We start from the raw sequence: 24,316 nt of genomic DNA, 5'->3' as shown, positions 1-24,316 counted from the left end.
CGTAGGTGACCCTGTTACTATTGATAATAATAGAACTATCGTTGGTTACGTCTCAGGAATTAAAGATACGGCTTCAGGTTTACAAGCCTATGTAGTGACAGATGTGAAGTTACCGAAAAATTCTACTGAGGCTGATTATGATAAAGTAAGTCATGTCACAATGTTGTATCGCGGGTCAAGCGGTTTTAATGAAGTTCTGGAAAAGCCTTGGGATGTTGCGATGGACTGGTTTGAAAACGATATTCCTATGGCTCTACGTATCGCTGTTCCAGATTGGGTTCCCACACAAGGTACGGTTCAGCTTAAAGAGGCAGCTGACTTTGGCAATGCCAGCTTAGCCAAGTATCGCAAAGCCACTTTTTCTTTTTATGGTCATTCACTAGCTTCGATGGATGTTCAACATACGGTTACATCGTTAAAAGATGAGTATTTAGAACGCATTTCAGGCGTTTATATCTATAATGGTCCTAATACATATAGAACACTGCCTGGCGTAGAGTTAAAAAAATTGCAAAAGATAAGAATTGGAAATGGTATAAAAAGTTAGGTTCTAAATGGAAAAAAGGGAGTTTCAATCAGTTTTTGAATACTGTTAACCACTCTGTAATCTCAAAGGTTGCTAATTTTAAAGTATTTGGTAAGTATCCTGTAAAAACTATCAATTCTGTGTTAGGAAAAATAACAGATCCTATAAAAACATACGGAACAAAATTATTTAATTCTGTTAGCAAGTCTAAAATAGCCCATAAACTGAAGTATCTTGGCAAGGCTGCAAAAAGATTAGGTTGGGTTGCTGTGGGAGTTGACGCTGGTATCACAACCATCAGGGAATATAATAACAAGGATAGTCGTGCTCATGGTAGTGTAGGAAAATCCTTAATTCATGCAGGAGTTTCACAATTGAAAAGTGTGGGACCGATTGAAGGAGCAATAGCTGGTTCTGCAATTGGTGGACCTTGGGGAGCTCTTGCCGGTTTTGCAGCAGGCACTGCGAATACTGTTTGGGGTATTGTAGCTCCAAAACATAAAGATAAAATGTATGCTGGGCTTCAAAATTTCTTAGATGATGGCTATGATGCTGTTAAGCATGGACTTGGTAAGGCAGTTAAAGGTACTTGGAATACGATGACAAGTTGGTTTGGAGGAGGTGCACAACATGCGTAAAAAGAGATTATTATCCGCAACATTTGAACAATCAAAAAAGGTTGTTAGTAAGAAGATATTAACAGAAGATGGTGCACAAATTGGTTTGATGTCATCTATGTCCTTCTTAAAAAGAATAGCGGCTTTACTGATAGGTTTGTTTTTTATTGGTCTTCTTTATGCAGTTGGTGTTGGACTTCCCCGTTTTATACTAATGGAGCCAGAAGAAACAAGAATGTTATCGGAATCGACCATCAATTGGATACATTTGATTGGTGTCTATACGACAGGAATTACTGAAAAACTTTTGGTTTTTCACATTATTTTATTTTTCGTAAATTTGATAAGGAAACCTAATTATGCTTTTCAGCTAGCTTACGGTAATCTGACGGTTATTTTGCTAATTATGGAATTTACAACTGGAATTCTCCCTTTTATCGTCGGTCTCACAGTAGGAGCCTTTGGTTGGATTGGGTTTGCTCTTCAACTTTTAGTGTGCATCTATCTCTGGCAATCTTTGGTATTATCCAGTGTAAATCAGCTAAAACAACAGCTTTACAAGGAGGCGCCAGCTGGTAAAGATTGGGGCGATCGTTTGATGGTACTTATCAAGAAATATGGTGGCATTCTCTTATTGCTTTCCATTATCAATCGATGGACATTCAACTTTGGTGAAGTAACGAAAGGACGACCAGATATTTTCAGTTTCTTGTATGGTTGGGCCTTTCTATTAGTGGCTTCACTCATGATTTTTATGATGAGCATGACCTTGAAAAACTTTGTAGCAGCCTTTTACTTTTTCAAGTACCAAAAAGAATATCGCCAGTTCTTTAATGTCACAAATGAGCAATGGTATGGCAAATGGCGCGGAAAAAAGATGGATAAAAAGAAACAAAAGGAGAAATAAAAATGACAAAAGAATTATTACCAATAGGAAGTATTGTGTACTTAGATGAAGCGACAACAAAGTTGATGATTGTAGGTAGAGGCCCTATTTTCGAATCAGAAGGGGAGAACGTTTATAGTGATTACGTAGGGGTTATCTATCCTGAGGGGATCAATCCAGAAGATGCCATTTTCTTCAACCATGAAAATATTGAAAAGATAGTCTTTGAAGGCTATAAAGATGAGGAAGAAGAGCGTTTTATGGAAGTGTATGAAAATTGGGAATCTGGGTTGGAGGTTAAAAAGATCAAAATGTAAGCTTGGCTGAAATGATCACAAAACTCAAATCACTTATTGAAATAAGACATCATCTGCAATCTATCTATATATCAACAATGGGCACTGACTTCGACCAAATCAAGGATATGAAAAGGCAACAGTTTTCTGTACAGTCTTATAAAGTGTTTTTCTTAAGCGATACCTCGCTTGGCTATGGGAGTTTGGTAATTGAGACTACTGTGAAGTCAAGTCAAGGATATATCTTATACCCAGAAGGTGATGAGCTTATTCAATTATTAGAAATGTAGAAAAGAATTTTAATATCATTTATCAGTTTTACCTATTGAGAGTATTGATTATACTTGAGAAGATAATTGAGAAGTTTAACATTTTTATAATACTATTATGAGGAGTCGATTAATGAGTGAGATAAAAAATAACACTGCTTTAGCTGTTAAACGAGCAACAGCTATTGCTAGATCTGTCGAAAGTTTATCTAGTATCACTTCAATTAAGAAAGATGAAAGCACCACTGTGAAAGGAAATGCGAATGCTTCTACTGCAATTGACTTAGCACAGTCAACAGCCAAGCAGATGAGCGCTGTGGTGTCAGCTATGTCCCAAAATATTCAAAACCTGTCTTCAGCGTTTCATGCAATGGATCAAAAAGCAGCAGCGTAGTTATCACGCTTAGAAGATGTAAGCACGAGGTTTACGATAAATGTGTAATGATAGAACGAGTCTCGAGCAGTCACTTAAACATAGGGAAGGCCGCTTAAACAAAGAAAAACGATATCATCAACTGATGCAGGAAGATTATGAGCAGATTTCTAGTAAGAGTGAGCGTTTTTTGAATGATGTTTCTGAGCTGATGAGGAACTCTGAGGAAAGATATTTCTTTCAAGACTTAGAATCCCAGCATTATCAGACAACTCAGAAAGTTCGAACCTATTTTCAGGAAGAAGAAGCCTATCTCAGACAGAAAGAGCAACGACTAGAAGATGACAAAGAGCATCTCCAGAGATTAAAGAAGAAGGAGGAAGACAAGGATGGGCGTTGATATGAATTTGGAAGACTCTCAGAGTCAAGCGACCAGTATATCAGGAGCTATTCATAAGCAGAACTCATCTTATCAATCTTTACAGAGCGCTCTTAGTGATTTTGCGTTTAATAGTGGAGACTTGTCAGGTGTAGCCTATGATTCAGCAAAGGCTTACTGTAGTCAACTATTGCTTCCCTTGACAAAGGCTTGTATTCTATTAAATGAAGCAATAGCAGCAGCAACCAAAAGCTTCCCTAGTACTTACGTCAGTGAAGTTGATAGTGGTAGCTTGAGAGAAGACGAACTCCGCCAAAAGATTACACAGGCTGGTAACCATATTACTTATTACCAAAAATTGCGTAATATGGAATATCGTTCTGAACAGCCAAATTATTCTTTTATTAGTAGTTTAACCAATCATATTGATATTGAGCAGAATATCAAGCGAAAATTGGAGGAGAAGCGTTAAAAACTACTAGCCTTTAACGCTTCTTCTCCGAGTCTCTTTTCGTCTATTGATGGACTTTACCAAGCTGTTCAACAAGGTATATCACAGGCTAAAACTTCGTGGAATCTAGAAACGCAGGCGTTCATTATACCTCCAGCTAAGGATATGGAGTGGGTGAAGACGGTAGAGAAGAAGTGGACTGAAAGTGATTATAAGTCTATTATTGAGAAAATAAAACATGGAGAAGAGTTGACGGATAATGATTTGACTGTTATTGAAAATTATGTCAAATTGAATCCAGATGAGGGATTAGATTCCTCAATTGTTAACTTTTTGATTGGGCATGAATTGAATCGCCATTCCACTTATTTTAATATGGGAAGCTATACAAGTACAGGAAGATTAGCTGGAGCGGAGGCATTGGCCAGCATTAAGAAAATAAAGAATGGAACATGGTGGCGAAAGCCGGTCTCTACAACTTACTCCAAAACTGGCTATAAAACTTGGAAACAGGTAAGCGGGGACGTCTCTCGTTTTAATACTGTCAAGACAGCAAAGAATACCGAAGACTTCCTCAATGGAACAGGCGAGTTTGTTAAGAGGAAAGGAGTTAAGGGAGCTGCAAAAAGCGTTGGTGTATTTGGAGGGACACTAGCGGTTTTAGATGGTGTAACAACCTACTTTGAACGTGTGGACCAATATGGAGCTACAAGTGCTGCAATTGATGGAGTTTCACATACCGGAACAGCTGTAGGAGCTATGTATATAGGGGCGATTATAGGGTCTGCAACCCCTATTCCTGTAATTGGGACGGTTGCTGGAGTCGCGGGTGGTGTTATGTTAAATAATCTATTCAATATTGTTTACGATGGTTTTTCTCATGGAAAATGGGAATGGGGAAATTTATTTAAATTTTGGTGATATATGTTTTTAAGAAAAATTATTTATATAGGAGAGTGTGGCGAGGGAACTGTGTATTTTGATACTGAGCGAAATCTGGCTCTAGTTGCTCCTAAAAGCAAACTTTTAAATACAGCAGGTGCAAGAGAGACCAATCTTTGGATACCTGGATTAATTGCCTTGGGAATTGGTGGAACTGGCTTAGCCGTTACTAATCCCTTTAGTGGCTACTATAGTAAAGCCATGCTAGTATTTCTGATAATCGCTTGGATAGTTGAGTGTGTTGGAATGATTTGGTTATTAGAAAGAGCTCTCTATAAGAACGTTACAGAGGCTCAGCCTACGACACGACAAAACTTTCGAACAGCTGTTTATGGCAATCTATTTTGGAATAATTTTGGAGATAAGAGAGTAACTTTCGGAAAAAAAATGGTTATGTTCATAGTAGTGTGTAGCATGTTGGCAGTAAACTTAGCATTTGTACCAGCATTGATATACGATGTTATCCCCAAGATGTTAAATCAAGTATCTTTGGACAACAGCATTATTATTTTAAGTATTTGGGGTATCATGCCAGCTATTTTAGTATTGTTAATCTGGCAGAATAATCCTATTCGTTGGTTTAACATAGTTGGTAGATATCAACGACGTGAGATTCAATGGGGTAAGAGTGCCAAATAGTTCTCTTATTATTTGTATGATACATAGATGAAAGTACTATTAGAAATGGATAAAAAAATTTTACCGCTAGTTTTGATGGTTATTCGGCCTTTTAGGAAAGTAAAAATCGAGGAGAGAGTACAGCTGGCGCGTTACTAGATGCAACTATACACACAGGTGCTAGCGTAACATTAGCTACTGATGGGAAGAGAAATTTTGGTCTTGGACCAGTCTTTGTATCCCTGACAATAGGAAGTTTGGCATGGTACCTATTAGGAGAAGATACTGTTCTGATTTTGGTTGGTCTATTCTCATTTTTAAGCTATGTATTTACTTGGGAAATCCTACCAATTGCTACGGCATATCAGTATCATAAACTTATGGTTGAAGAGATTCGCCCAACAGTTCATTCTGAAGTAAGGTGATAAACGTATAAAAAACAGATTGAATTGCCACTAACATATAAGCAATCAGCTATGATAAATGAAATGGAAAACGGGATTATACTGGCTACTTTGCTTTAGTTTTAAATCTTGTATATCTAGCTTTCTAGTTAGGAATAAATGATAGCACAGAAGGAGGGCTACTGGTGGTCAATAGTTTCATTTCATTACTGACTTTTACAATATGCAGAACAACGTTGCCTATTACTGTACCGTATAGAGATGGTGCCCTATTATTTAGTGAAATAATAGAAGTGGAATAAAGAACGAGTGGCCTGAATGAACAGAATTTGAAGATAAGATAGATTAATTTGAAGATAAGATAGATTAAATGGTTGTTAATTTATGGAACAACACAATGGACTTTATATCTGACGGCCTAAGTCTCTTAGATTCATTTGAATAAGGAAAAGGAATGGATTGATGGCGGAACTAGAGGGTAATATTTAATAGGAAGCAGATACTCAGGGGGAGTATGCGATTATCTCTGAGAATGGTAAAGAAATCGAGTAGAAAGAAGTTATAGTCTTAGTTCAAACTGGTATCGTAATGTAACTAAATTCTGGATATTTCGTTACAGAAGCACTTAGTTATGGTTTAGTAGCTGGAGCAGCCACAGGTAAAATTGCTGGTACTGTAGTTGCGGGTGGCTTGGCTTCATCTGTCATTGGTGCCCCATTAGCTCCATTTGCAGGTTTGGCAGTAGACTTTCTAGTAACTTCTATTGTTTCTGTTGGTGGAGCAATGTTATTTGATGTTGTTTATGATAATAAAGATAAAGCTATTAGCTGGGGGTCGAATAAAATAAATGAAGCTAATGAAGTATTGAGTAATATTGGTAATGCAGTCTCAGATATGGTTAGTGGCTTGGGAAGTGTTTTTGACTAGAATTACGGGAGAAAAAATATGAGTAATCAGTCTAAAATAGAACTTTTTCATGATGGTGAAAAGACATATTACTATGATTTTCATGATGGTAATATATATATAAAAAATCAAAACACATTGAAATATAGAGAACAATCTCAAAAATTTCTAAAAAATAGTATTGGACTATCGTTGACAATAGGATTATTATCTGTAGTTGTTAATCGGTGGTATAGAATCATTTCCTCCTTTCAACTTAATATTGCTCTATTAGTTATAGGTTTTTTATTCTTTTTTATACTATGCTTTTATTTAGATATGTTTATCAAAAAGAATATAGTAGATGATTCTATATTTATTCCAAGTGATATAGGGGTAATAAATATTGAAAATTTACTTATACAGTCTATAAAGCTTGCTAATTTTTTTAGAAATCTAAGTTTTATATCAATTTTTATGTCCATTGTTGGAATAAGTATATTTTTGAAATTTTCTATATTATTGGGGTTAGGAGTTACAATTTTTTGTTGTTTGTTTTCTTTTGGAATCATACGATATTTAGATATACCGAGGCGTTATAAGGCAATAAAGAAACTCAGAGATCTAATATAATCGTTAACCTGAAAGAGATTTTTTGTACTGATAATTATTTTTACAATGTGAGTTTTCCAGGTTATCAATGAAATTGAAAATAAATTCATCACTAACTAATTTCTAAGTTTGATGAAAAGGAAAAATGAATAAGTTATAAATTTTCGATTATTAATGTAAGTTTGTATTAATTTATAAGTGTTGTTGGCACTATGCTCTTTGACTGGGCTTATGATAATTATAAAGATGATATTATTTCTGCTGGTACACACATTGTTAAATCAGTTGATAAAGCCATAACTAAAGCTGGAGAGGCTGTTTCTGATTTATTTTCTGGTCTAGGAAGTGTATGTAATTAGTGTAAAAAGGAGAAGTGAGTGTTACTGGATAGGACAAAAATACCGTTAGTTAAGGAAATGAATTATTTTATTTATGGAGATAGTCTTACGGGACAGCTATATAAGGCTTTTGAAACAAAACAATTTTCAATGAATCAACATGCACAACTATTTATTTATATTATTGCTGCAATGATTATTAAGCAAATTAATCGCATTTACATACCTTTTTCATCTTTATTTTTTAATATCATTTTACTAATGATTATGATGTTTTTAATCATGATGAGAGTATGGCAGCAATTGAAGGAATGGGAAAATTTTATTGTGTACCAAATTTTTAAAGTTTCTAAAATAGAGATGAAAGATATTAGTTAAAGCACAGAAAAATTTAAAAAGTAATACCGTATTGCTAATTGTTTTAATAGTACTGTTTATAGTAACCGTTTTTCTATTTATTTGTTTTTCCCACATACTTTTTCTTATTATCTCACTAGGATTGTGGTACGTGTTGTTATTGCTAAGTCTAACACTACATCTTAAAGAAAGGAAGCGTTTGCTGGATAATTTAAATAAGAGGTTAGAGAAGGGATAATGTACAAAGGAGTGAATTATAATTATGAGTAAGATGTTACCAATAGGAAGTGTTGTCCGATTAAAAGTAGAGCCGTGAAATTAACATTCGCCATGCGGATGAGGTTGTTAGTGAAGCTGCACAGAACTTCCGATTGAATGTTGGAATGGAATCAAAGCTTATCAGTTAAGCCATGCCCTCAAGCGGTTCTGGGAAACTCTCAGGTCTTGCGGATAACCTCAGTGCCTTTGCGAAGAATCTCGATGGCAGTGTGGATGAGGTAGTAGCAGGGATATCGAAGAATGTGAATGAAAAAAATCTTGTATCTACCTCTTTAGGAACTTTAGAAAATAATGTAAAAATTATTGATTCTGTACAAGCAGATAAAGTGAATAATTGGTGGAAGACTGAAATGGGATATGCCAATCCTCCATATAAGCCAGGAACTACAGTTGATGTTATTACTCTGACAAACGAGACCACTTTTGTACGTGTTTATGACGGAGATGTTTCTGGACAATTTGGAGGCTGGTTGATGAACTTGGATGATATAAAAGGACTAACACCCGAGGAAATTAGAGACTTGTATGCACTGCCTGCTACTCCAAAATATATAACAGATGTCGTACTAGAATCTGAAACAACTTTGAGAACTGGAATTGTGAACCCACTAGAAGGATGGGGAAAAGGTGGCGCGCGACAATTCGATTTAATGGGACAAAGAACAGGAAAATTTATAAATGAAAGGCTGATACAATGGTAGAATTTCAGGAAAAAGTATTACTGATTAATCATAATAAAATAAAGACCTTTGATTTTAATATCAGGACTATAATAGAATTAGAAAAGATTATAATTATTTTATTGGAAATTCCTTTTGAAAATAATGTATATAAAAATAATATTTTAGCTGTGGATTATAATGGTAACGTAGTCTGGACTTTAAATAATATTGGATACACAAAAAATATTTATCCGATGGAGCAGATTAATTTGATTGATGATTATCTGTATGCAACTGATTTTTATGGCCGACGATTAAAGATTTCAGTAGATACGGGAGAAATTATAGAATTTTCAATTTCTAAGTAGTTAATACTATCTACTGTTAGGACATAGGAAGAACTGAGCGGGGACTTCGGGTAGGCTTTGCCATGTTTGACTTGATTCCAGGAGCTAAGTACCTAGGTAGTCTAAGCAAAACAGGAATGAAAGAAGGCTTAGCGGTGGCTAAAAATTCTCTCAAGCTTTCCCTAAAAGAAGGTCTGGAGCAGGGCGCCAAGAATATCGATAATCTTGCGAAGCTGACAACGAAGTTAAGTGATAATGTACTCAGTCAGCTCGACAGTTTTGGCAAACAAGTTGATAATATAGCACGGAGTAGAGTAACATCAGTAGCAGACAACCTAGCAGGGAAACTTCACCATGCGGATGAGGTCATCAGTGAAGCAGCGCAGAACTTCCGCTTGAATGTAGGAATGGAATCACAGTTTGTCAGTGGAAGCATGCCCACAAGCGGTTCTGGGAAAGTCTCAGAGTTTGCGGATAACCTTAGTGCCTTTGTGAAGAATCTCGATGGTAGTGTTGATGAGGTAGTTGAGGCTGGTGCTAAGACAAAAATACCATATGGAGAACATATCGTAAAAGGGAAACATGGGAAGAAACAACTCTTACCTGATATTCAGTATGTGAGTGATGCTGGCTACAAATATACAACGGATTCATTTTGTCGAATCATCTCTGTTGAGGCAGATGACTTAATTCTAGATAAAGCTACTCGAAATCTTTATAGCCAAAGAACAGTAGGTGGTGCGGACAGATTAGCAGATGATGACGGTGGTCACTTGATTGCGAGCATGTTCAAAGGATCTGGCAATATTGATAATTTTGTGGCGATGAATAGTGATATTAATCGAAGTGGTGGAGTATGGTTCAATATGGAACAGGAATGGAAGCAAGCATTGAGTGAAGTTCCTCCTAAAAAGGTTTCTGTTAGTATTGAGCCAGGTTATGGTGCGAATTTAGTTAGGCCGAAAAGTTTTAATATTAGATATCAGATTGAGGGGGAAGATCTTGTATCTAAGACAATTTTAAATCATATGGGAGGATAATATGACAGTTGAAAATCTTATTCAAGAAAAAATAAAAGAACTATTGCAAAGTATCGCTAACTCAATTCCTGTGGAATGGGATGATCTTTATGTTAATGTAGAAATGGCAAATGATGGAGGGAGTATTTATTTTGATTTCAAATCTAGTGGTGATGAAAAATATCATTATAGTTTATCAATACCGAATGACTTCTCTATTGATTCAACAATATTTAGTCAATTGAATAATCAGCAATTTGAAATTAGTAGAGAGTTGTGGGAGATTTTTACTAGACATAATATGGCAACTTGGTCAAGAGCTATTATTTTATTTGTAAATGGTAAATTAGATGTTAAATTTGACTATGCACCATGGATGGAGTCTACATACGGACCAACGACTCGTCGAAATTTTTTTAAATATCAGTATCTGGGTTTTCAACCACGAACAGAAAAGGAAGATAGTTTATTTAAGGAAATGGAGGAGTTCCAAAAAAAGTTTCAACGATTAATCAAATTAAAAAAGTAGGGGTATTACTAGAGGATATTAGGTAAGTATAGATAACTAAAGATGTAGAAATAGTTTAACATACTTTGATGCAGGCAATGATGGTTGGAATGCCATCGCAAAAGTAAATCCTGACTTAGCCTATAAAGTGAATGATGAATTTTTGATGAATCAAATTCGGGAAGGGAAGGATTTTATACTGAGTTCAGATCCTTACAAAGCGCGTCAAATATTTAGAGAAACTCGAAAAGGAGAATCTTATGTAAATGAATTGATGCTATTGAAAAAATTTGGTTACAAAATTAAAGAATATGGAGATTTTTGGAGGGCCTATAAGTGAGAGAAACACATTATTTACCAATAAGAGAGAGTTTAGGTTATCGAAATATAAGAGAAGCTTTAATGGCAATATTTTTCAAAAATTTGGATGATATCCTAATTCGAGAAGGAGAATACGAAAATTTTGCATTTGATTTCTTTTATAAAGGCTATGAGGTTAATATGGGGATAGCTGCAACTGGAAAAAATATCCAATTTGAAGTGGGTGAGGGTGGCTTGTTTGATATTTTATTCCCTTATGACATAGATAAGGAATCGGATTTTGTTTTTTTACATGAAGTCATTAAAGACGAAGTAATTAGCAATAGTGTTAGAAGAGTTTTTGGGAAAAATGAAAAAGATGTTGAATATGCGCTCCTAATTTTAAAAGATTTTTTGGATTCAGACGAAGCTAAAGTATTGTTAAAAAATAAATAAATTTTGTTGGTTTTATCATAAAGAAGAGTACAGCTAGGTTCATTCAGAAACAAGTTGTGCCCTTTCTTCTATCACAAAAGGTTCAGGAGGTGGGAGTTCTGCCTCTTATGGCTATGGTCCTGCAGCTCCAAGCATGTCTTCTAGTTCAGGATTTGGCAGACGCATTCGTGATTTAGTCGAAATCTCTGAAAAAGTAAAAAAAAGTGATTGCGGAGAAGGATTCAGATGGTGCTGTTTCTTTCAGTTACCATGATGATACCGCAGAAGCCCTCGCTCTCCAACAGAAACTCCAACAGTTAGAAAAGTATGCGGGTAATGTCGATAAGTATGTCAAAGAGAAAATTGACCGCCCCTTCTATGAAGCAATGAACAAGGTGGCTGAAAAATTAGAAGCCTTGAACATTGGCAATTATAAGACAGGGAAATATGTTGGTGAAGTTACTTTACCGAAGGGAAGTTTATTGCGAATGGGAGAAGTCAATCCTGTGTTCAGTTTTAAAGGCGGTGGAATACAATTTGATCTAATGGGACAATTTATCGGTGATTTCAAAGAGCTGGGAAAAATAATTGAATAATGAGGTTAATAATGCAAAGTAATATTGTCATAGACGAGAACTTGATAAAACTAAATGGAGTGGAAAATGTCTTCAATTATCCAATTGCAGAGGTCAAACAAATTGGTACACTATATATTGTTAGATTAGCGATTCCAATGAACATTTCTTTAGATAAAGAGGACTTTAACAATGTATATTGTATGGATAATACTGGAAAAATTATATGGCAGATACAAAATATCCAGCCAGTTGATTGTTCAGAGTTTACAATTGCGCCAATCGTTTTGATTAATTTGAATGAAAGTCAGTTGTTTGTAACTGACTTTATGGGGCGAAAATATGAAGTTAAACTCCAAACTGGAGAAATGGAGCTGAAAAGAATCACAAAATAGTTTATAAACTAGTGTTTGTTTTTAAGCTATACTTGCCAGTAAAAGAAAGTTTATGATATGGTAATATCAGGTAAGCACTAAAGACTATCTTTTCGATTGACTTAGATACTCTACCGATTACAATTGGTCAATTTGAAGATTTTGGATTCATGATAGCGTATCACTCTATACAAATTGATATGGGAATTTCTTCAACAGGAAAAAATCTTCAATTCAATATTGGTGAGGGGGAACTTTTGATAGAGTTCCGAAAGATAAATTATAGAAATAGTGTGAGATTCATAATGGAAAAATTAGAAACAAGAAAAAGTGATGCCTTGGAAATTTATAAGACTGACGGAAAATATATTTTACGTTATCCGACATTTAATATTACTATGCCAGAAGTTGAGAAAGAGATTTCTAAAGAGGCAGTTGATAGTTATTTAGCTGGAGAATATACTGGAGAGGAGTTGATTTTCTTTTCAAATACAGGTCTTTGGAGACCAAAGATTAGTCAAGAAGAGTCCGATCGAAAATTTTTAAGAACACATCCTGAATTTGTTTTGAACAACATAGAGGAAACTAAGCAACTTTTTTCAGAAGAAGAGTTTCAAGAATTATTAAAAAAAGCATTGGAAACCTCTGATTAGAAAAAAGCTGATACTGTTTATTGATTTATAATGAATTAGATAAAAGGATTTCTTAATTCAAACTTGATGTAGAGAGTGATAGAGCTTGTTATATTATTCTAATCAAACATACTTGCTTTAGTATAGACTAAGGCAACTTTTGCTATAAAAGGTCTGGAGCAAGGTACTAAGAATATAGACAATCTTGCGAAGCTGACAACAAAGCTAAGTGACAATGTACTCGGTCAGTTGGATAATTTTGGCAAACAAGTTGACAATATAGCAAGGAGTAAGATATCTTCGGTAGCAGACAACCTAGCAGGGAAACTCTCAGGTTTTGCGGATAACCTCAGTGCCTTTGCGAAGAATCTTGATGGTAGTGTGGATGAGATTCTACAGGAAGCTGGGGGAAGAAGGTTTCAAGGCTAGTTGCACAATCTAGTGATAGACTAAGAACATCTCAAACAAAACACTGGTTGGAAGAAGCTAGTGAAATTTTAACGGATGGTAGTCACATGGATGGGAAATATCCAAAACCAAATATCATCTATGAAACAGGGGAACATCGTTATCTTTACAGAACAGATGATTTTGATCGTATTGATCGAGCCTATGCGGAGGACCTCCAATTAAAGCTTCATGATGGAAGATTAAGCCATAATTCTAAAACTCTTGATAAGGAGAGTGGGAATCATGCGGGACATATCTTTGGAGATTTATTTGGTGGGTCTCCTGAATTAGACAACATTGTTTCACAAGCAAAAGATGTTAACTTGAAAGAATATCGCCGTATCGAGCGAGATTGGGCTGATGCTTTACGCACTAGTCCACCTAAAAAAGTCAAGGTAGATATTAAGGTTGCTTATGATGGCGTATCTGGACGTCCATCAAGGTTTGAAATCAATTATAGGATTGATGGTGAGCCCAGATCCGAAATAATAAAAAATATAAATAAATGATAGGAAAAATACCGATATGATAAATTTTGAAGATAGGTTTATGGAAATTCAGTCCGATATGGTTTCTCTTGGACTAGAATATGTTCGTTGGCAAGCTGATAAGGTATACATTTATTCTATTTTAGAACAAGAACTTGTTTCCTTTAATATTTTTTTAAGATTAATAATTCATTGGTGAAAATTCACAAAGTTAATTCAGTCTTAGTGAACAAAGTAGATGATTCCATTCAGTTTGAATTACTACATTATGGCAATGAAGATATAGAAAAAATTATTAGTTTATGTAAGGAGTATAATCGAGAGCATCCAACAGAAATGTGGTTGCTGTATGATGTGAAAAACAATACTTTGGAATCAAGATATAGTTATGAAGCACGTTATGAAAAGGATGAGGAATTAATTCCACGTTTGGAATTTGATAAGTGGTTTGAAGAAATCAACGCAGAAGAAAACAAGTAATTTTTATAGCTGGAATTTTTCCAGCTATAACTTTATATTTGATTATAGGAGTCTGCTGTCGTGAAGGATGCCTATGGAAACCACATAGGAACTCGTGATGTCACTCCTAAAGAGATTGGCATTAAAGAGCTGTATCAAGTAGAGAATCCTTATAAGAAGATCTTGCAGGCTAGTTATGACTCGTACAAGCAAGGCAAAGATTATGATAAACGAGTGACAGTTGAAGATTATCTGATGGTTACTCAGAACACTCGCGCTTTTCAGTATGAATCACTTAGTGAGCAACAGTCCAATGTAGAGACGTGGCGTGATCTTGCTTTAGGAGTAGGAGTGATTGTTTTGAGTATCTTCTGTCCTCCAGCAGGTGCTGTGGCAGGATTTGCGTTAGCTTCGCTTGATGCTTACTCAGGTATAACCGGTAAAGATTGGGGGACAGGCCGAGAGTTAGACGGAATGGAGCGGGGACTTCGGGTAGGCTTTGCCATGTTTGACTTGATTCCAGGAGCTAAGTACCTCGGAAGTCTAGGCAAAACAGGAATGAAAGAAGGCTTAGCGGTGGCTGAAAATTCTCTCAAGCTTTCCCTAAAAGAAGGTCTGGAGCAGGGCGCCAAGAATATCGATAATCTTGCGAAGCTGACAACGAAGCTAAGTGACAATGTACTCAGTCAGCTCGACAGTTTTGGCAAACAAGTTGATAATATAGCACGGAGTAGAGTAACATCAGTAGCAGACAACCTAGCAGGGAAACTTCACCATGCGGATGAGGTCATCAGTGAAGCAGCGCAGAACTTCCGCTTGAATGTAGGAATGGAATCACAGTTTGTCAGTGGAAGCATGCCCACAAGCGGTTCTGGGAAAGTCTCAGGGTTTGCGGATAACCTTAGTGCCTTTGCGAAGAATCTTGATGGCAGTGTTGATGAGGTGGTGGAAAGGACTGGAAAACTCCTAAATCAAAGTAAGGCAACACCGGATGAACTAGTTCGATATTTAGAAAACATAGATTCTAAACTAGCTAAGGAGTTTAAAGAAACGGGTACATGGCCTGCAGAATATCAAATTCCAAAAGATGCAAGTGTACTCACGCCAGAAGGAAAAATTGATTGGAGTCAAACTCCTGAAAACGGTTTTGCGTTAGATGAAACAGGTCATGCAATTAAAGAGGATTATATTCCTAAGATTGGGGAAATTTTTGATAGATACGGACCAGAAACGGGACGATTTACTTCTCCTGTCATAGATGGAGTACCTTTTTCCTATAATCAACGTTCCCTCCCCTACCTTGAGGATGTGACCAAATATCATCAATATGAAATTATTGGAGATCTTTCAAAAATTAAAGAGTATGTTGATGAATCTTTAGATATTACCTTGAAGGAAAAGTTGTATGATGATGTTGCTGTTTTCTATGGAGGAGATTGGAGTAAAATTGTTCCACAATCTGGTGTAATTGCCCCAGGATTTGGAAGTGTTGGAAAAGGTATACAATGGCAGATGCCATTTACAATTAATGAATTACAGAAACTGGGTTTAATTAAAGAAATTATTTAAAAGAAGGTACATATTTATGAATCGTGAGAAACTACTTGAAGCCATATTAGAAGAAAGATTACCTGTTAATTTATATCATGAACATCCATTTCAAGAGTATGAAGTCATTTTAGAGGAGAATGAAGGACAATTTATAGTTTATGCGACAAATGAAAGAGCTGGTCAACAAGGAATAGTTAGTATTTTTGATAATGAAGTAGATGCTTTCAAAGATGTATTAATTAAGGCCAGAATATTGAAAAAAAGATATTATTAATGTTAGGCATTATATAAAGTTATGGAGTGATGAGTAAATTAAAATTGATAGAGGAAAATGTAAATACTCATATGCGTTTTTACATATATTTTTTAGATTGTGAGTGCATTGTTGTTGAATGGGAAGATGCTTATGGAGGGTGTTTCCAAAAGTCTATTTCTAAGTCTGACTATGATTCATATAGAAAGGACGAAAGAGCTGCATATGATATTGTTGCGAAGGCTTAAACAGGGAACTGGCACCAACAAAAAAAGAAAAAGAACAAGCTGTAAGAGAGGGTGCAGTCGCTACAAAAGTAGATTTTTATAAAATGTATGTAAGCAAAAACTACCAATACTTAGACGAATTTATTTCTAAGTTGAAGAAGCCTTATTTAGAAACGAGAGCTTCTTCTATTGTAAACTCTCAAGATATTCAGAGGGCATTTGAACAGTATGGAACAATAGGACGTGGTGAGGCTGGTAATTTTACAACAAGTATACTAGAAGATACTAATTTACTATTTGACACTAATGGAAATATAAAATCTTCTAATGTTATAGAGACAGTAAAAGGTGTTGATGATGGCAAATATATCAATGGTGCATTTCAATATGATTATAGTCCTGATTAGCAAAGGAGTTTAAAGAAACGGGTACATGGCCTGCAGAATATCAAATTCCAAAAGATGCAAGTGTACTCACGCCAAAAGGGAAAATTGATTGGGAGCAAGTTCCAAATGGAGGTTATATTTTAGATGAGACAGGGGTCGCTATAAAAGAAGAGTATATTCCTAAGGTTGGGGAGATCTTTGATAGATATGGTCCGGAAGATGGGAGGTATACTTCACCAGTTAGAGATGGGGTACCGTTTACTTATGAACAACGTTCTCTTCCATATGTTGAAGACACTTCTAAATATTATCAATATGAGGTTATTGGAGATTTTAGTGATCTAAAATCTTATATTGATAATACGATTGATATAGAATTGAAAGAGAAGATTTATAGAGATGTACAAAAATATTATGGAGGAAACTTAAATAATTTACGCACTTATCAGGGAGAAATTGCTCCTGGATTTGGAGCGATTGGTAGAGGGATACAGACTGAAATGCCACTATCTGTTGATAAGCTTCAACAATTAGGTTTATTAAGAAAAATAAAATAAAGGAGTATATCATGACAAAACAAGAAGCATTAGAAATTATTAAAAATGAAAATTTAAAAGTTAATTGGTTCAATAGTCATCCAGTAGAGGAAAATGAAATGGTTATTGAGCAAAAAGAAGAATTCCATAATGTATATGGGACAGATGAAAGAGCTGCAATTTTAGGAATTGTTGAAACATTTAATTCATTAAGTGAAGCTTTAGAAAACTTAATTTATAGAGCACGATTATAATGGAAATTCAGTCCGATATGGTTTCTCTTGGATTAGAATATGTTCAAAGGTAAGCTGATAAGGTATATATTTATACTATTTCAGAACAAGAGCTTGTTTCATTTAACTTTTTTCCAGATTAATCACTTTGTCAGTGGAACCATGCCCTCAAGTTTATAAAGATGGTTATTATAACATAGATAACAATAACCATGCGGAGTTACCAGAGCAAATTTTCGGACTTGCATTGGCGGTAAAATCTGCTATAATAGAACTATGCGATGAGCCGAATGTGGCTGTAGCCACTTTCACGCTAGGGAGGTCAAAACGCAGGAGCGGACCTTGATAAGTTGTGTGAACCTGCTTATCACACGAAAGTGCCCTTAGACTAGGAGAAATCTTAGTCTTTTTTTGTTGCTGCTTTCTCATCTTTTTACCGTAAACATCTTTTCATTTACTGAAAAAAAGTGTATAATAGCAAGCGTAGATAAATTTTTAGAAAATTCGAAAAAAGAGGTAGTTTATGGGATATACAGTAGCTGTTGTTGGTGCAACTGGTGCAGTTGGTGCACAGATGATTCAGATGTTGGAAGAGTCAACCTTGCCGATTGATAAGGTACGGTATTTGGCGTCTGCTCGTTCAGCTGGTAAGGTCTTGCAGTTCAAAGGACAAGATGTGACGATTGAAGAGACAACTGAAGATGCCTTTGAAGGTGTCGATATTGCCCTTTTCTCAGCAGGCGGTTCTACATCAGCTAAGTATGCACCCTATGCCGTAAAAGCCGGAGCAGTTGTGGTGGACAATACCTCCTATTTCCGTCAAAATCCTGCTGTACCATTAGTAGTGCCGGAAGTCAATGCGCATGCCTTAGATGCTCATAAGGGGATTATTGCTTGTCCAAACTGTTCTACTATTCAAATGATGGTAGCCTTAGAACCTGTTCGTCAAAAATGGGGCTTGGATCGTATTATCGTATCAACTTACCAAGCTGTTTCTGGAGCAGGTATGGGAGCGATTCTAGAAACACAGGCACAACTTCGTGCGGTTTTAAATGAGGGTGTAGCACCAAAAGATGTCGAAGCGAATATCTTACCTTCTGGTGGTGATAAGAAGCATTACCCAATCGGATTTAACGCTCTTCCACAAATCGATGTCTTTACAGACAATGATTACACCTACGAAGAGATGAAAATGACCAACGAGACCAAGAAAATTATGGAAGATGATAGCATTGCGGTTTCTGCGACTTGTGTGCGTATTCCAGTTTTATCGGCTCATTCAGAATCTGTTTATATTGAAACAAAAGAAGTAGCACCGATTGAGGAAGTCAAAGCAGCAATTGCAGCCTTTCCAGGTGCTGTATTAGAAGATGATGTGGCTCATCAGATTTACCCACAAGCCATCAATGCTGTTGGAAAACGTGAGACCTTTGTCGGTCGTATCCGTAAAGATTTGGATGCTGAAAAAGGAATTCATATGTGGGTTGTTTCAGATAATTTATTGAAGGGGGCGGCGTGGAACTCTGTTCAAATCGCTGAAACCCTACATGAACGTGGATTGGTTCGTCCAACGGAAGAAATCGTTTTTGAATTAAAATAAATCAAGTTTATCACTTAGGAGGAAAGCAATGTCTGTAGAAGAATTGAGAAAAGCACGCATTATTACGGCGCTTGTGACGCCTTTTCATGAGGATGGGAGTATCAACTTTAAGGCATTACCTAAGTTGATTGAGCATTTACTTGCACACCATACGGAAGGGTTGATTTTAGCTGGTACGACAGGAGAAAGTCCGACCTTAACCCATGAGGAAGAGTTGGAGTTGTTCGCAGAAGTACAGCGAATTGTTGCGGGTCGTGTACCCTTGATTGCAGGGATTGGAACCAACGATACACGGGATTCGATTGAGTTTGCACGTGAGGTTGCAGAATTTGGAGGTTTTGCTGCAGGGCTTGCGGTAACTCCTTACTATAACAAGCCAACTCAAGAAGGTTTGTATCGGCATTACAAGGCCATTGCAGATGCTAGTAGTTTACCTATCATGCTCTATAATGTCCCAGGGCGGACAGTAGCTGGTTTGACTGTAGAAACTTCTCTACGATTGGCTCAACATCCCAATATTATTGCGATTAAGGATTGTACAGGAGTAGCTGCTATTTCCCATCTAGTCGAGAATGCTCCTGAAGATTTCTTGGTCTATACGGGTGAAGATGGGGAGGCATTCCATGCTAAGGCTCTAGGAGCGCAAGGTGTGATCAGCGTAGCAGCTCATACTAATGGAAACGATTTTTATGCCATGTTTGATGCCTTGGATAAGGGAGATGTAGCAGGAGCGGCAGCGATTCAGCGGAAATTATTGCCGAAAGTGGATGCTCTGTTTTCAACGACAAGTCCAGCTCCCCTAAAAGCTGTTCTCAATCACCAAGGATTTGAAGTAGGACCACTTCGTTTGCCACTGGTTGCTTGTACAAAAGAAGAAGCAAAGGCGATTATCGCTGTTATGGAAAAATAGAAAATAACAAATAGTCAACTCTGAAATATCCATTTTAGAGTTTTCTTCTTTCGATTGAGCTAGAGTCCACTCTAGGGTGTAAACGACTAGAAGAAATGAGGTGAGAAGATGAATATCAAGAAAGCGAGTGAATTGTCTGGCCTGTCGAGCGATACAATCCGCTACTATGAAAGAATTGGATTGATACCAGCTATTCACCGTAATGCTGCAGGCGTTCGTGACTTTAGTGAGCGGGATGTGGCTCTACTAGAATTTGTCCGTTGTTTTCGGAGTGCAGGGATTTCGGTTGAGAGCTTGATTGATTATATCAGTCTGTGTCAAGATGGTGACGATGAGCATTTAGAAAAACGCCGTGCTATTTTAATCGATGAGCGCGAGAAATTACAGAAAAAAGCTGACGAATTGCTAACTGCTATCAGCAGATTAGATTACAAGATTGATAATTATGACAAAGTCATGTTGGAGAAGGAAAAACGCTTATTTGAAAGAACTGAATTCTAGTTTAGATAGGTTGTCGTTTGTTGTTTCTTTATCATTTTATAGATAGGATGTTTCATGAACAGAAAGGACTAGCATGACAGTTATCAAAGATTTTTGGTGGTTTTTCAAGGAAGAAAAAAGGCGGTATCTGATTGGAATTGCTTCTTTGGTCCTAGTGACCTGCTTGAATGTTCTTCCACCTAAAATAATGGGTGGTGTCATTGATAAAATTGTCAACAGTCAGTTAAACAAAGGAGACTTGCTTACCCAGCTTTTCTTTCTAATCCTTGTGGCACTGGCGATGTATGGTCTGCGCTATCTATGGCGGATGTATCTTTTAGGAACATCCTATCGGTTGGGGCAGGTGATGCGGTATCGTTTCTTTGAACAGTTGACCAAGATGTCTCCGTCTTTTTATCAACAGTATCGGACAGGGGATTTGATGGCCCATGCCACCAATGATATGAATGCCCTTACTCGTTTGGCAGGTGTAGGTGTTCTGACAGTAGTCAATTCTACAATGACAGGGTTTATTACCTTGCTGACAATGTCGGTGACTATTTCATGGCAGCTGACCTTGGTGGCTGTTCTACCTTTGCCCTTTATGGTTCTGGCAACAACTAAATTAGGCCATAAACTTCAAGGCGCAGTCAAAGAATCTCGGCTGGCCTTTTCTGAATTAACGAACAAGGTTCAAGAAAGTGTGGCAGGTATTAAGGTCAGCAAGTCTTTTGGCTATCAAGCAGCTGAACTGGCTGACTTTCAGACGATCAATGAGCTGACTTTCGTCAAAAAAATGCAAACGATGACTCATCAATCTCTCCTTGATCCACTTTCTTTGCTGTTTATTGGAGTATCTTATGTCCTAACATTGATGATAGGTGCTAAGATGTTGACTCAAGGGCAGATAACAATAGGAGACTTGATAGCCTTTGTGTCTTATCTGGATATGTTGGTCTGGCCCTTAATGGCGCTAGGATTTCTAGTCAATCTAGTGCAACGAGGGAGAGTATCTTATGAGCGACTTCGGAATGTGTTGTCTCAAAAATCAGAGATTACAGAAGTAGAAAATCCTATTGAAAGTATCGCAAATGGTCCTCTAGTCTATCATGTAGAACAGTTCAGCTATGCAGACGATGTAACCTTATCGGATGTTCACTTTGTTTTGGAAAAAGGACAGACCTTGGGATTAGTGGGGCAAATTGGATCAGGTAAAACCAGCTTAATCAAGTTGCTCTTGAGAGAATATGATGTAACAAAAGGAAGTATCTGTCTTAACGGTTTTGATATTCGTAATTATCGCTTGTCTGATTTACGAAATGTGATCGGCTATGTACCACAAGAGCCATTTTTATTTGCGACGACAATTTTAGAAAATGTCCGTTTTGGCAATCCTTCTCTTTCGCTAGCAGAAGTCGAAGCGGCAACCAAACTCTCCCAAGTGTATGAGGATGTCATCGCTATGCCCGACGGTTTTTCTACCCTAATTGGTGAAAAAGGGGTGTCTTTATCAGGTGGTCAAAAACAGCGACTTGCCATGAGTCGGGCCATGATTTTAGACCCAGATATTTTGATATTGGATGATGCGTTATCAGCTGTTGATGCCAAAACGGAGCATGCCATTATCGAAAACCTCAAAGAAACTAGGCAGGCGAAAACGACGATTATCACAGCTCATCGTTTGTCAGCCGTTGTCCATGCAGATTTGATCTTGGTAATGCAAAATGGACAGATTATTGAGCGTGGTCGCCATGAGGACTTACTAAATCAAGGTGGTTGGTATGCCCAGACCTATGCTTTGCAACAACTGACACTGTCTATTTCATATTAGTTCTTTCAATGGTCTCCTAAACAATCATAATATGAAATGTATGCTATAATAGATACCGTATGCTTAAAATGATGTGTATAAGGAAGGAATAGGATGTCTATTATAAAAAATCTCTGGTGGTTTTTTAAAGAGGAAAAACGGCGTTATCTCATCGGAATTGCTTCGCTGAGTTTGGTCGCTGTTCTTAATTTAATTCCACCGAAAATTATGGGATTGGTGATTGATACGATTACACGGGGAGATGTGAAAAAATCAGAATTGCTTGTCCAACTCTTGTATTTGATTCTGGCAGCTTTTGCCATGTATGGTTTACGCTATGTTTGGCGGATGTACATTTTAGGAACTTCCTATCGATTGGGGCAAATCATTCGCTATCGCTTATTTTCACACTTTACTAAGATGTCACCCTCTTTTTATCAACAGTATCGCACAGGGGATTTAATGGCGCATGCGACCAATGATATTAACTCCTTGACTCGGTTGGCAGGAGGAGGTGTTATGTCAGCAGTTGATGCTTCGATTACGGCTCTAGTGACTCTCATAACCATGTTTTTTACTATTTCTTGGCAAATGACCCTGATTGCGGTGCTTCCCTTGCCTTTTATGGCATTAGCCACAAGTCGATTGGGACGTAAAACGCATGAAAGCTTTAAGGATTCGCAGGCTGCTTTTTCGGAATTAAACAACAAGGTGCAAGAAAGTGTGGCAGGAATCAAGGTAACCAAATCTTTTGGCTATCAGGAAGAGGAAATTGCTTCCTTTCAGGAGGTCAATCAAATGACCTTTACCAGAAATATGCGTACAATGGCCTACGATGCTCTTTTTGATCCCTTGGTCTTGCTTTTTATTGGTGCCTCCTATGTACTGACCCTCGCAGTAGGAGCGCTAATGATTGCCCAGAAACAAGTGACAGTTGGCGATTTGGTAACCTTTGTGACTTATCTAGATATGTTAGTCTGGCCCTTAATGGCAGTTGGTTTTTTGGTGAATATGGTGCAACGAGGAAGTGTATCTTATGAGCGGATTCAACAGCTGTTAGATAAAGAATCGGATATTCAAAATCCAGAGAATCCTGTTGAGCGTATTGCAAACGGTCGTCTGGTCTACGATGTAGACCAATTCAGCTACGAAGATGACCAAACCTTATCGGCTATTCACTTTGTGCTAGAAAAAGGACAGACCTTGGGCTTAGTAGGCCAAACAGGTTCTGGTAAGTCAACCTTGATTAAATTGTTATTACGTGAGCAAGATGTTAATCAGGGAAGGATTACCTTAAATGGTCATGATTTACGTGATTATCGTTTGTCTGACCTTCGAAGTTTAATTGGTTATGTACCGCAAGATCAATTCTTATTTGCGACGACGATTTTGGAAAATGTTCGCTTTGGCAATCCTTCTCTTTCGCTAGCAGAAGTCGAAGCGGCAACTAAACTCTCCCAAGTGTATGAGGATATTGTCGCCATGCCCGACGGTTTTTCTACCCTGATTGGTGAAAAAGGTGTGTCTTTATCAGGCGGTCAAAAGCAGCGGCTTGCCATGAGTCGGGCCATGATTTTAGATCCAGATATTTTGATCTTGGATGATTCGTTATCAGCTGTTGATGCCAAAACGGAGCATGCCATCATCGAAAAGCTTAAAGAAACTAGACAGGCTAAAACGACGATTATCTCAGCTCATCGTTTGTCAGCCGTTGTCCATGCAGATTTGATCTTGGTGATGCAAAATGGACAGATTATTGAGCGTGGTCGCCATGAGGATTTACTGAATCAAGGTGGTTGGTATGCCCAGACCTATGCTTCTCAGCAGTTAGAAATGGAGGAGATTTGAT

Annotated in this window: 34 protein-coding genes and 1 pseudogene; all 35 read left to right on the top strand. The window is 37.1% G+C overall.

The window, feature by feature from the left end:
- The first annotated feature begins 103 nt into the window (after positions 1-103).
- The 35 genes and pseudogenes from J5M87_RS05245 (at position 104) to J5M87_RS05080 (ending at position 24,315) form a co-directional block, all read left to right on the top strand.
- Positions 104-547, top strand: coding sequence for a hypothetical protein (locus J5M87_RS05245; protein ID WP_154607957.1), 444 nt, complete (start codon positions 104-106; stop codon positions 545-547).
- A 35-nt stretch (positions 548-582) separates the two neighbouring features.
- Entirely contained in the window at positions 583-1,164 is a 582-nt protein-coding gene (locus tag J5M87_RS05240) for a hypothetical protein (protein WP_154607956.1), read from the top strand.
- Positions 1,157-2,050: a hypothetical protein gene (locus tag J5M87_RS05235; protein ID WP_154607955.1), complete on the top strand. Its 894-nt coding sequence runs from the start codon at positions 1,157-1,159 to the stop codon at positions 2,048-2,050. Before J5M87_RS05240 ends, J5M87_RS05235 begins: the two co-directional genes overlap by 8 nt.
- Before the next feature lie 2 nt (positions 2,051-2,052).
- Entirely contained in the window at positions 2,053-2,346 is a 294-nt protein-coding gene (locus J5M87_RS05230; RefSeq protein WP_154607954.1) for a DUF4176 domain-containing protein, read from the top strand.
- Between the two features lie 381 nt (positions 2,347-2,727).
- Positions 2,728-2,988 carry a TIGR04197 family type VII secretion effector gene (locus J5M87_RS05225; protein WP_154607953.1) on the top strand — a complete coding sequence of 87 codons (261 nt, stop codon included), beginning with the start codon at positions 2,728-2,730 and terminating at the stop codon, positions 2,986-2,988.
- 40 nt (positions 2,989-3,028) lie between these two features.
- The gene (locus J5M87_RS05220) at positions 3,029-3,367 is read left to right on the top strand and encodes a YccS family putative transporter (protein WP_154607952.1); all 339 of its coding nucleotides are present in this window, start codon (positions 3,029-3,031) and stop codon (positions 3,365-3,367) included.
- Positions 3,357-3,818: a hypothetical protein gene (locus J5M87_RS05215; protein ID WP_154607951.1), complete on the top strand. Its 462-nt coding sequence runs from the start codon at positions 3,357-3,359 to the stop codon at positions 3,816-3,818. The genes J5M87_RS05220 and J5M87_RS05215 overlap by 11 nt, the downstream gene beginning before the upstream one ends.
- Before the next feature lie 153 nt (positions 3,819-3,971).
- The gene (locus J5M87_RS09800) at positions 3,972-4,718 is read left to right on the top strand and encodes a bacteriocin (protein WP_195848017.1); all 747 of its coding nucleotides are present in this window, start codon (positions 3,972-3,974) and stop codon (positions 4,716-4,718) included.
- 3 nt (positions 4,719-4,721) lie between these two features.
- On the top strand, positions 4,722-5,378 hold the full coding sequence (locus J5M87_RS05205) for a hypothetical protein (protein ID WP_154607950.1): 657 nt from the start codon (positions 4,722-4,724) through the stop codon (positions 5,376-5,378).
- Between the two features lie 236 nt (positions 5,379-5,614).
- Positions 5,615-5,782, top strand: coding sequence for a hypothetical protein (locus J5M87_RS05200; RefSeq protein ID WP_208769373.1), 168 nt, complete (start codon positions 5,615-5,617; stop codon positions 5,780-5,782).
- A gap of 669 nt (positions 5,783-6,451) precedes the next feature.
- Complete coding sequence (locus tag J5M87_RS05195; protein ID WP_154632440.1) at positions 6,452-6,688, top strand: hypothetical protein; 237 nt, start codon at positions 6,452-6,454, stop codon at positions 6,686-6,688.
- 18 nt (positions 6,689-6,706) lie between these two features.
- The gene (locus J5M87_RS05190) at positions 6,707-7,279 is read left to right on the top strand and encodes a hypothetical protein (protein WP_154607948.1); all 573 of its coding nucleotides are present in this window, start codon (positions 6,707-6,709) and stop codon (positions 7,277-7,279) included.
- Between the two features lie 356 nt (positions 7,280-7,635).
- Positions 7,636-7,974, top strand: coding sequence for a hypothetical protein (locus J5M87_RS05185; protein WP_154607947.1), 339 nt, complete (start codon positions 7,636-7,638; stop codon positions 7,972-7,974).
- Positions 7,975-8,363: 389 nt separating this feature from the next.
- Positions 8,364-8,933, top strand: a complete 570-nt coding sequence (locus tag J5M87_RS05180; protein ID WP_181351454.1) for a hypothetical protein — start codon at positions 8,364-8,366, stop codon at positions 8,931-8,933.
- The gene (locus J5M87_RS05175) at positions 8,927-9,262 is read left to right on the top strand and encodes a hypothetical protein (protein WP_154607946.1); all 336 of its coding nucleotides are present in this window, start codon (positions 8,927-8,929) and stop codon (positions 9,260-9,262) included. Before J5M87_RS05180 ends, J5M87_RS05175 begins: the two co-directional genes overlap by 7 nt.
- Before the next feature lie 62 nt (positions 9,263-9,324).
- Positions 9,325-10,281 (top strand): DNA/RNA non-specific endonuclease, encoded by a 957-nt coding sequence (locus J5M87_RS09795; RefSeq protein ID WP_154607945.1) that lies wholly within the window; start codon positions 9,325-9,327, stop codon positions 10,279-10,281.
- A gap of 1 nt (position 10,282) precedes the next feature.
- Positions 10,283-10,789, top strand: a complete 507-nt coding sequence (locus J5M87_RS05165; RefSeq protein ID WP_154607944.1) for an immunity protein YezG family protein — start codon at positions 10,283-10,285, stop codon at positions 10,787-10,789.
- A 315-nt stretch (positions 10,790-11,104) separates the two neighbouring features.
- Positions 11,105-11,524 carry a hypothetical protein gene (locus J5M87_RS05160; protein ID WP_181351452.1) on the top strand — a complete coding sequence of 140 codons (420 nt, stop codon included), beginning with the start codon at positions 11,105-11,107 and terminating at the stop codon, positions 11,522-11,524.
- A 203-nt stretch (positions 11,525-11,727) separates the two neighbouring features.
- Positions 11,728-12,099, top strand: a complete 372-nt coding sequence (locus tag J5M87_RS05155) for a hypothetical protein (protein ID WP_154607943.1) — start codon at positions 11,728-11,730, stop codon at positions 12,097-12,099.
- Positions 12,100-12,110: 11 nt separating this feature from the next.
- Positions 12,111-12,473, top strand: coding sequence for a hypothetical protein (locus tag J5M87_RS05150; RefSeq protein ID WP_154607942.1), 363 nt, complete (start codon positions 12,111-12,113; stop codon positions 12,471-12,473).
- Positions 12,474-12,757: 284 nt separating this feature from the next.
- Positions 12,758-13,105, top strand: a complete 348-nt coding sequence (locus tag J5M87_RS05145; RefSeq protein WP_154607941.1) for a hypothetical protein — start codon at positions 12,758-12,760, stop codon at positions 13,103-13,105.
- 494 nt (positions 13,106-13,599) lie between these two features.
- Positions 13,600-14,043: a DNA/RNA non-specific endonuclease gene (locus tag J5M87_RS05140; RefSeq protein WP_154607940.1), complete on the top strand. Its 444-nt coding sequence runs from the start codon at positions 13,600-13,602 to the stop codon at positions 14,041-14,043.
- A gap of 204 nt (positions 14,044-14,247) precedes the next feature.
- Positions 14,248-14,502: a hypothetical protein gene (locus tag J5M87_RS09870; protein ID WP_348271963.1), complete on the top strand. Its 255-nt coding sequence runs from the start codon at positions 14,248-14,250 to the stop codon at positions 14,500-14,502.
- A gap of 60 nt (positions 14,503-14,562) precedes the next feature.
- On the top strand, positions 14,563-16,050 hold the full coding sequence (locus tag J5M87_RS05130) for a glycohydrolase toxin TNT-related protein (protein WP_154607939.1): 1,488 nt from the start codon (positions 14,563-14,565) through the stop codon (positions 16,048-16,050).
- Between the two features lie 16 nt (positions 16,051-16,066).
- Positions 16,067-16,306 carry an Imm59 family immunity protein gene (locus tag J5M87_RS05125; RefSeq protein ID WP_154607938.1) on the top strand — a complete coding sequence of 80 codons (240 nt, stop codon included), beginning with the start codon at positions 16,067-16,069 and terminating at the stop codon, positions 16,304-16,306.
- Positions 16,307-16,335: 29 nt separating this feature from the next.
- On the top strand, positions 16,336-16,533 hold the full coding sequence (locus tag J5M87_RS05120; RefSeq protein ID WP_154607937.1) for a hypothetical protein: 198 nt from the start codon (positions 16,336-16,338) through the stop codon (positions 16,531-16,533).
- Positions 16,534-16,616: 83 nt separating this feature from the next.
- Positions 16,617-16,919 (top strand): hypothetical protein, encoded by a 303-nt coding sequence (locus J5M87_RS05115; RefSeq protein ID WP_442802879.1) that lies wholly within the window; start codon positions 16,617-16,619, stop codon positions 16,917-16,919.
- A 44-nt stretch (positions 16,920-16,963) separates the two neighbouring features.
- Positions 16,964-17,224 (top strand): annotated as a pseudogene (locus J5M87_RS09895) (glycohydrolase toxin TNT-related protein); the annotation flags it as partial.
- Between the two features lie 51 nt (positions 17,225-17,275).
- Entirely contained in the window at positions 17,276-17,455 is a 180-nt protein-coding gene (locus J5M87_RS09790) for a hypothetical protein (RefSeq protein WP_154607935.1), read from the top strand.
- 11 nt (positions 17,456-17,466) lie between these two features.
- Positions 17,467-17,688 (top strand): Imm59 family immunity protein, encoded by a 222-nt coding sequence (locus J5M87_RS05105; protein WP_154607934.1) that lies wholly within the window; start codon positions 17,467-17,469, stop codon positions 17,686-17,688.
- Between the two features lie 502 nt (positions 17,689-18,190).
- Positions 18,191-19,267 carry an aspartate-semialdehyde dehydrogenase gene (locus J5M87_RS05100; RefSeq protein ID WP_154607933.1) on the top strand — a complete coding sequence of 359 codons (1,077 nt, stop codon included), beginning with the start codon at positions 18,191-18,193 and terminating at the stop codon, positions 19,265-19,267.
- A 28-nt stretch (positions 19,268-19,295) separates the two neighbouring features.
- A complete protein-coding gene (gene dapA, locus J5M87_RS05095) occupies positions 19,296-20,177 on the top strand; it encodes a 4-hydroxy-tetrahydrodipicolinate synthase (protein WP_154607932.1) in 882 nt (293 codons plus the stop codon).
- A gap of 108 nt (positions 20,178-20,285) precedes the next feature.
- Positions 20,286-20,678: a stress response transcriptional regulator NmlR gene (gene nmlR / locus J5M87_RS05090; RefSeq protein ID WP_154607931.1), complete on the top strand. Its 393-nt coding sequence runs from the start codon at positions 20,286-20,288 to the stop codon at positions 20,676-20,678.
- Between the two features lie 73 nt (positions 20,679-20,751).
- Positions 20,752-22,488, top strand: a complete 1,737-nt coding sequence (locus tag J5M87_RS05085) for an ABC transporter ATP-binding protein (RefSeq protein ID WP_154607930.1) — start codon at positions 20,752-20,754, stop codon at positions 22,486-22,488.
- Between the two features lie 93 nt (positions 22,489-22,581).
- Positions 22,582-24,315: an ABC transporter ATP-binding protein gene (locus tag J5M87_RS05080; RefSeq protein ID WP_154607929.1), complete on the top strand. Its 1,734-nt coding sequence runs from the start codon at positions 22,582-22,584 to the stop codon at positions 24,313-24,315.
- Position 24,316 lies beyond the last annotated feature (1 nt).

The organism is Streptococcus sp. zg-86, assembly GCF_017639855.1.
GTDB lineage: Bacteria > Bacillota > Bacilli > Lactobacillales > Streptococcaceae > Streptococcus > Streptococcus zhangguiae.
Note: the sequence above shows the minus strand (reverse complement) of the source record. Positions and strands in the feature narration are given on the sequence as shown.

Bases quoted from the DNA above. Each gene is read 5' to 3' on its own strand.
- J5M87_RS05085 (WP_154607930.1), top strand. From the start codon at position 20,752: ATGACAGTTATCAAAGATTTTTGGTGGTTTTTCAAGGAAGAAAAAAGG.
- J5M87_RS05230 (WP_154607954.1), top strand. From the start codon at position 2,053: ATGACAAAAGAATTATTACCAATAGGAAGTATTGTGTACTTAGATGAA.
- J5M87_RS05105 (WP_154607934.1), top strand. From the start codon at position 17,467: ATGACAAAACAAGAAGCATTAGAAATTATTAAAAATGAAAATTTAAAA.
- J5M87_RS05175 (WP_154607946.1), top strand. From the start codon at position 8,927: ATGGTAGAATTTCAGGAAAAAGTATTACTGATTAATCATAATAAAATA.
- J5M87_RS05165 (WP_154607944.1), top strand. From the start codon at position 10,283: ATGACAGTTGAAAATCTTATTCAAGAAAAAATAAAAGAACTATTGCAA.
- J5M87_RS05080 (WP_154607929.1), top strand. From the start codon at position 22,582: ATGTCTATTATAAAAAATCTCTGGTGGTTTTTTAAAGAGGAAAAACGG.
- J5M87_RS05235 (WP_154607955.1), top strand. From the start codon at position 1,157: ATGCGTAAAAAGAGATTATTATCCGCAACATTTGAACAATCAAAAAAG.
- J5M87_RS05100 (WP_154607933.1), top strand. From the start codon at position 18,191: ATGGGATATACAGTAGCTGTTGTTGGTGCAACTGGTGCAGTTGGTGCA.
- J5M87_RS05140 (WP_154607940.1), top strand. From the start codon at position 13,600: ATGGATGGGAAATATCCAAAACCAAATATCATCTATGAAACAGGGGAA.
- J5M87_RS05190 (WP_154607948.1), top strand. From the start codon at position 6,707: ATGAGTAATCAGTCTAAAATAGAACTTTTTCATGATGGTGAAAAGACA.
- J5M87_RS05220 (WP_154607952.1), top strand. From the start codon at position 3,029: ATGTGTAATGATAGAACGAGTCTCGAGCAGTCACTTAAACATAGGGAA.
- J5M87_RS09795 (WP_154607945.1), top strand. From the start codon at position 9,325: ATGTTTGACTTGATTCCAGGAGCTAAGTACCTAGGTAGTCTAAGCAAA.
- J5M87_RS05205 (WP_154607950.1), top strand. From the start codon at position 4,722: ATGTTTTTAAGAAAAATTATTTATATAGGAGAGTGTGGCGAGGGAACT.
- J5M87_RS05120 (WP_154607937.1), top strand. From the start codon at position 16,336: ATGAGTAAATTAAAATTGATAGAGGAAAATGTAAATACTCATATGCGT.
- J5M87_RS05215 (WP_154607951.1), top strand. From the start codon at position 3,357: ATGGGCGTTGATATGAATTTGGAAGACTCTCAGAGTCAAGCGACCAGT.
- J5M87_RS05145 (WP_154607941.1), top strand. From the start codon at position 12,758: ATGGAAAAATTAGAAACAAGAAAAAGTGATGCCTTGGAAATTTATAAG.
- J5M87_RS05180 (WP_181351454.1), top strand. From the start codon at position 8,364: ATGCCCTCAAGCGGTTCTGGGAAACTCTCAGGTCTTGCGGATAACCTC.
- J5M87_RS05125 (WP_154607938.1), top strand. From the start codon at position 16,067: ATGAATCGTGAGAAACTACTTGAAGCCATATTAGAAGAAAGATTACCT.
- J5M87_RS05115 (WP_442802879.1), top strand. From the start codon at position 16,617: ATGTATGTAAGCAAAAACTACCAATACTTAGACGAATTTATTTCTAAG.
- J5M87_RS05150 (WP_154607942.1), top strand. From the start codon at position 12,111: ATGCAAAGTAATATTGTCATAGACGAGAACTTGATAAAACTAAATGGA.
- J5M87_RS05225 (WP_154607953.1), top strand. From the start codon at position 2,728: ATGAGTGAGATAAAAAATAACACTGCTTTAGCTGTTAAACGAGCAACA.
- dapA (WP_154607932.1), top strand. From the start codon at position 19,296: ATGTCTGTAGAAGAATTGAGAAAAGCACGCATTATTACGGCGCTTGTG.
- nmlR (WP_154607931.1), top strand. From the start codon at position 20,286: ATGAATATCAAGAAAGCGAGTGAATTGTCTGGCCTGTCGAGCGATACA.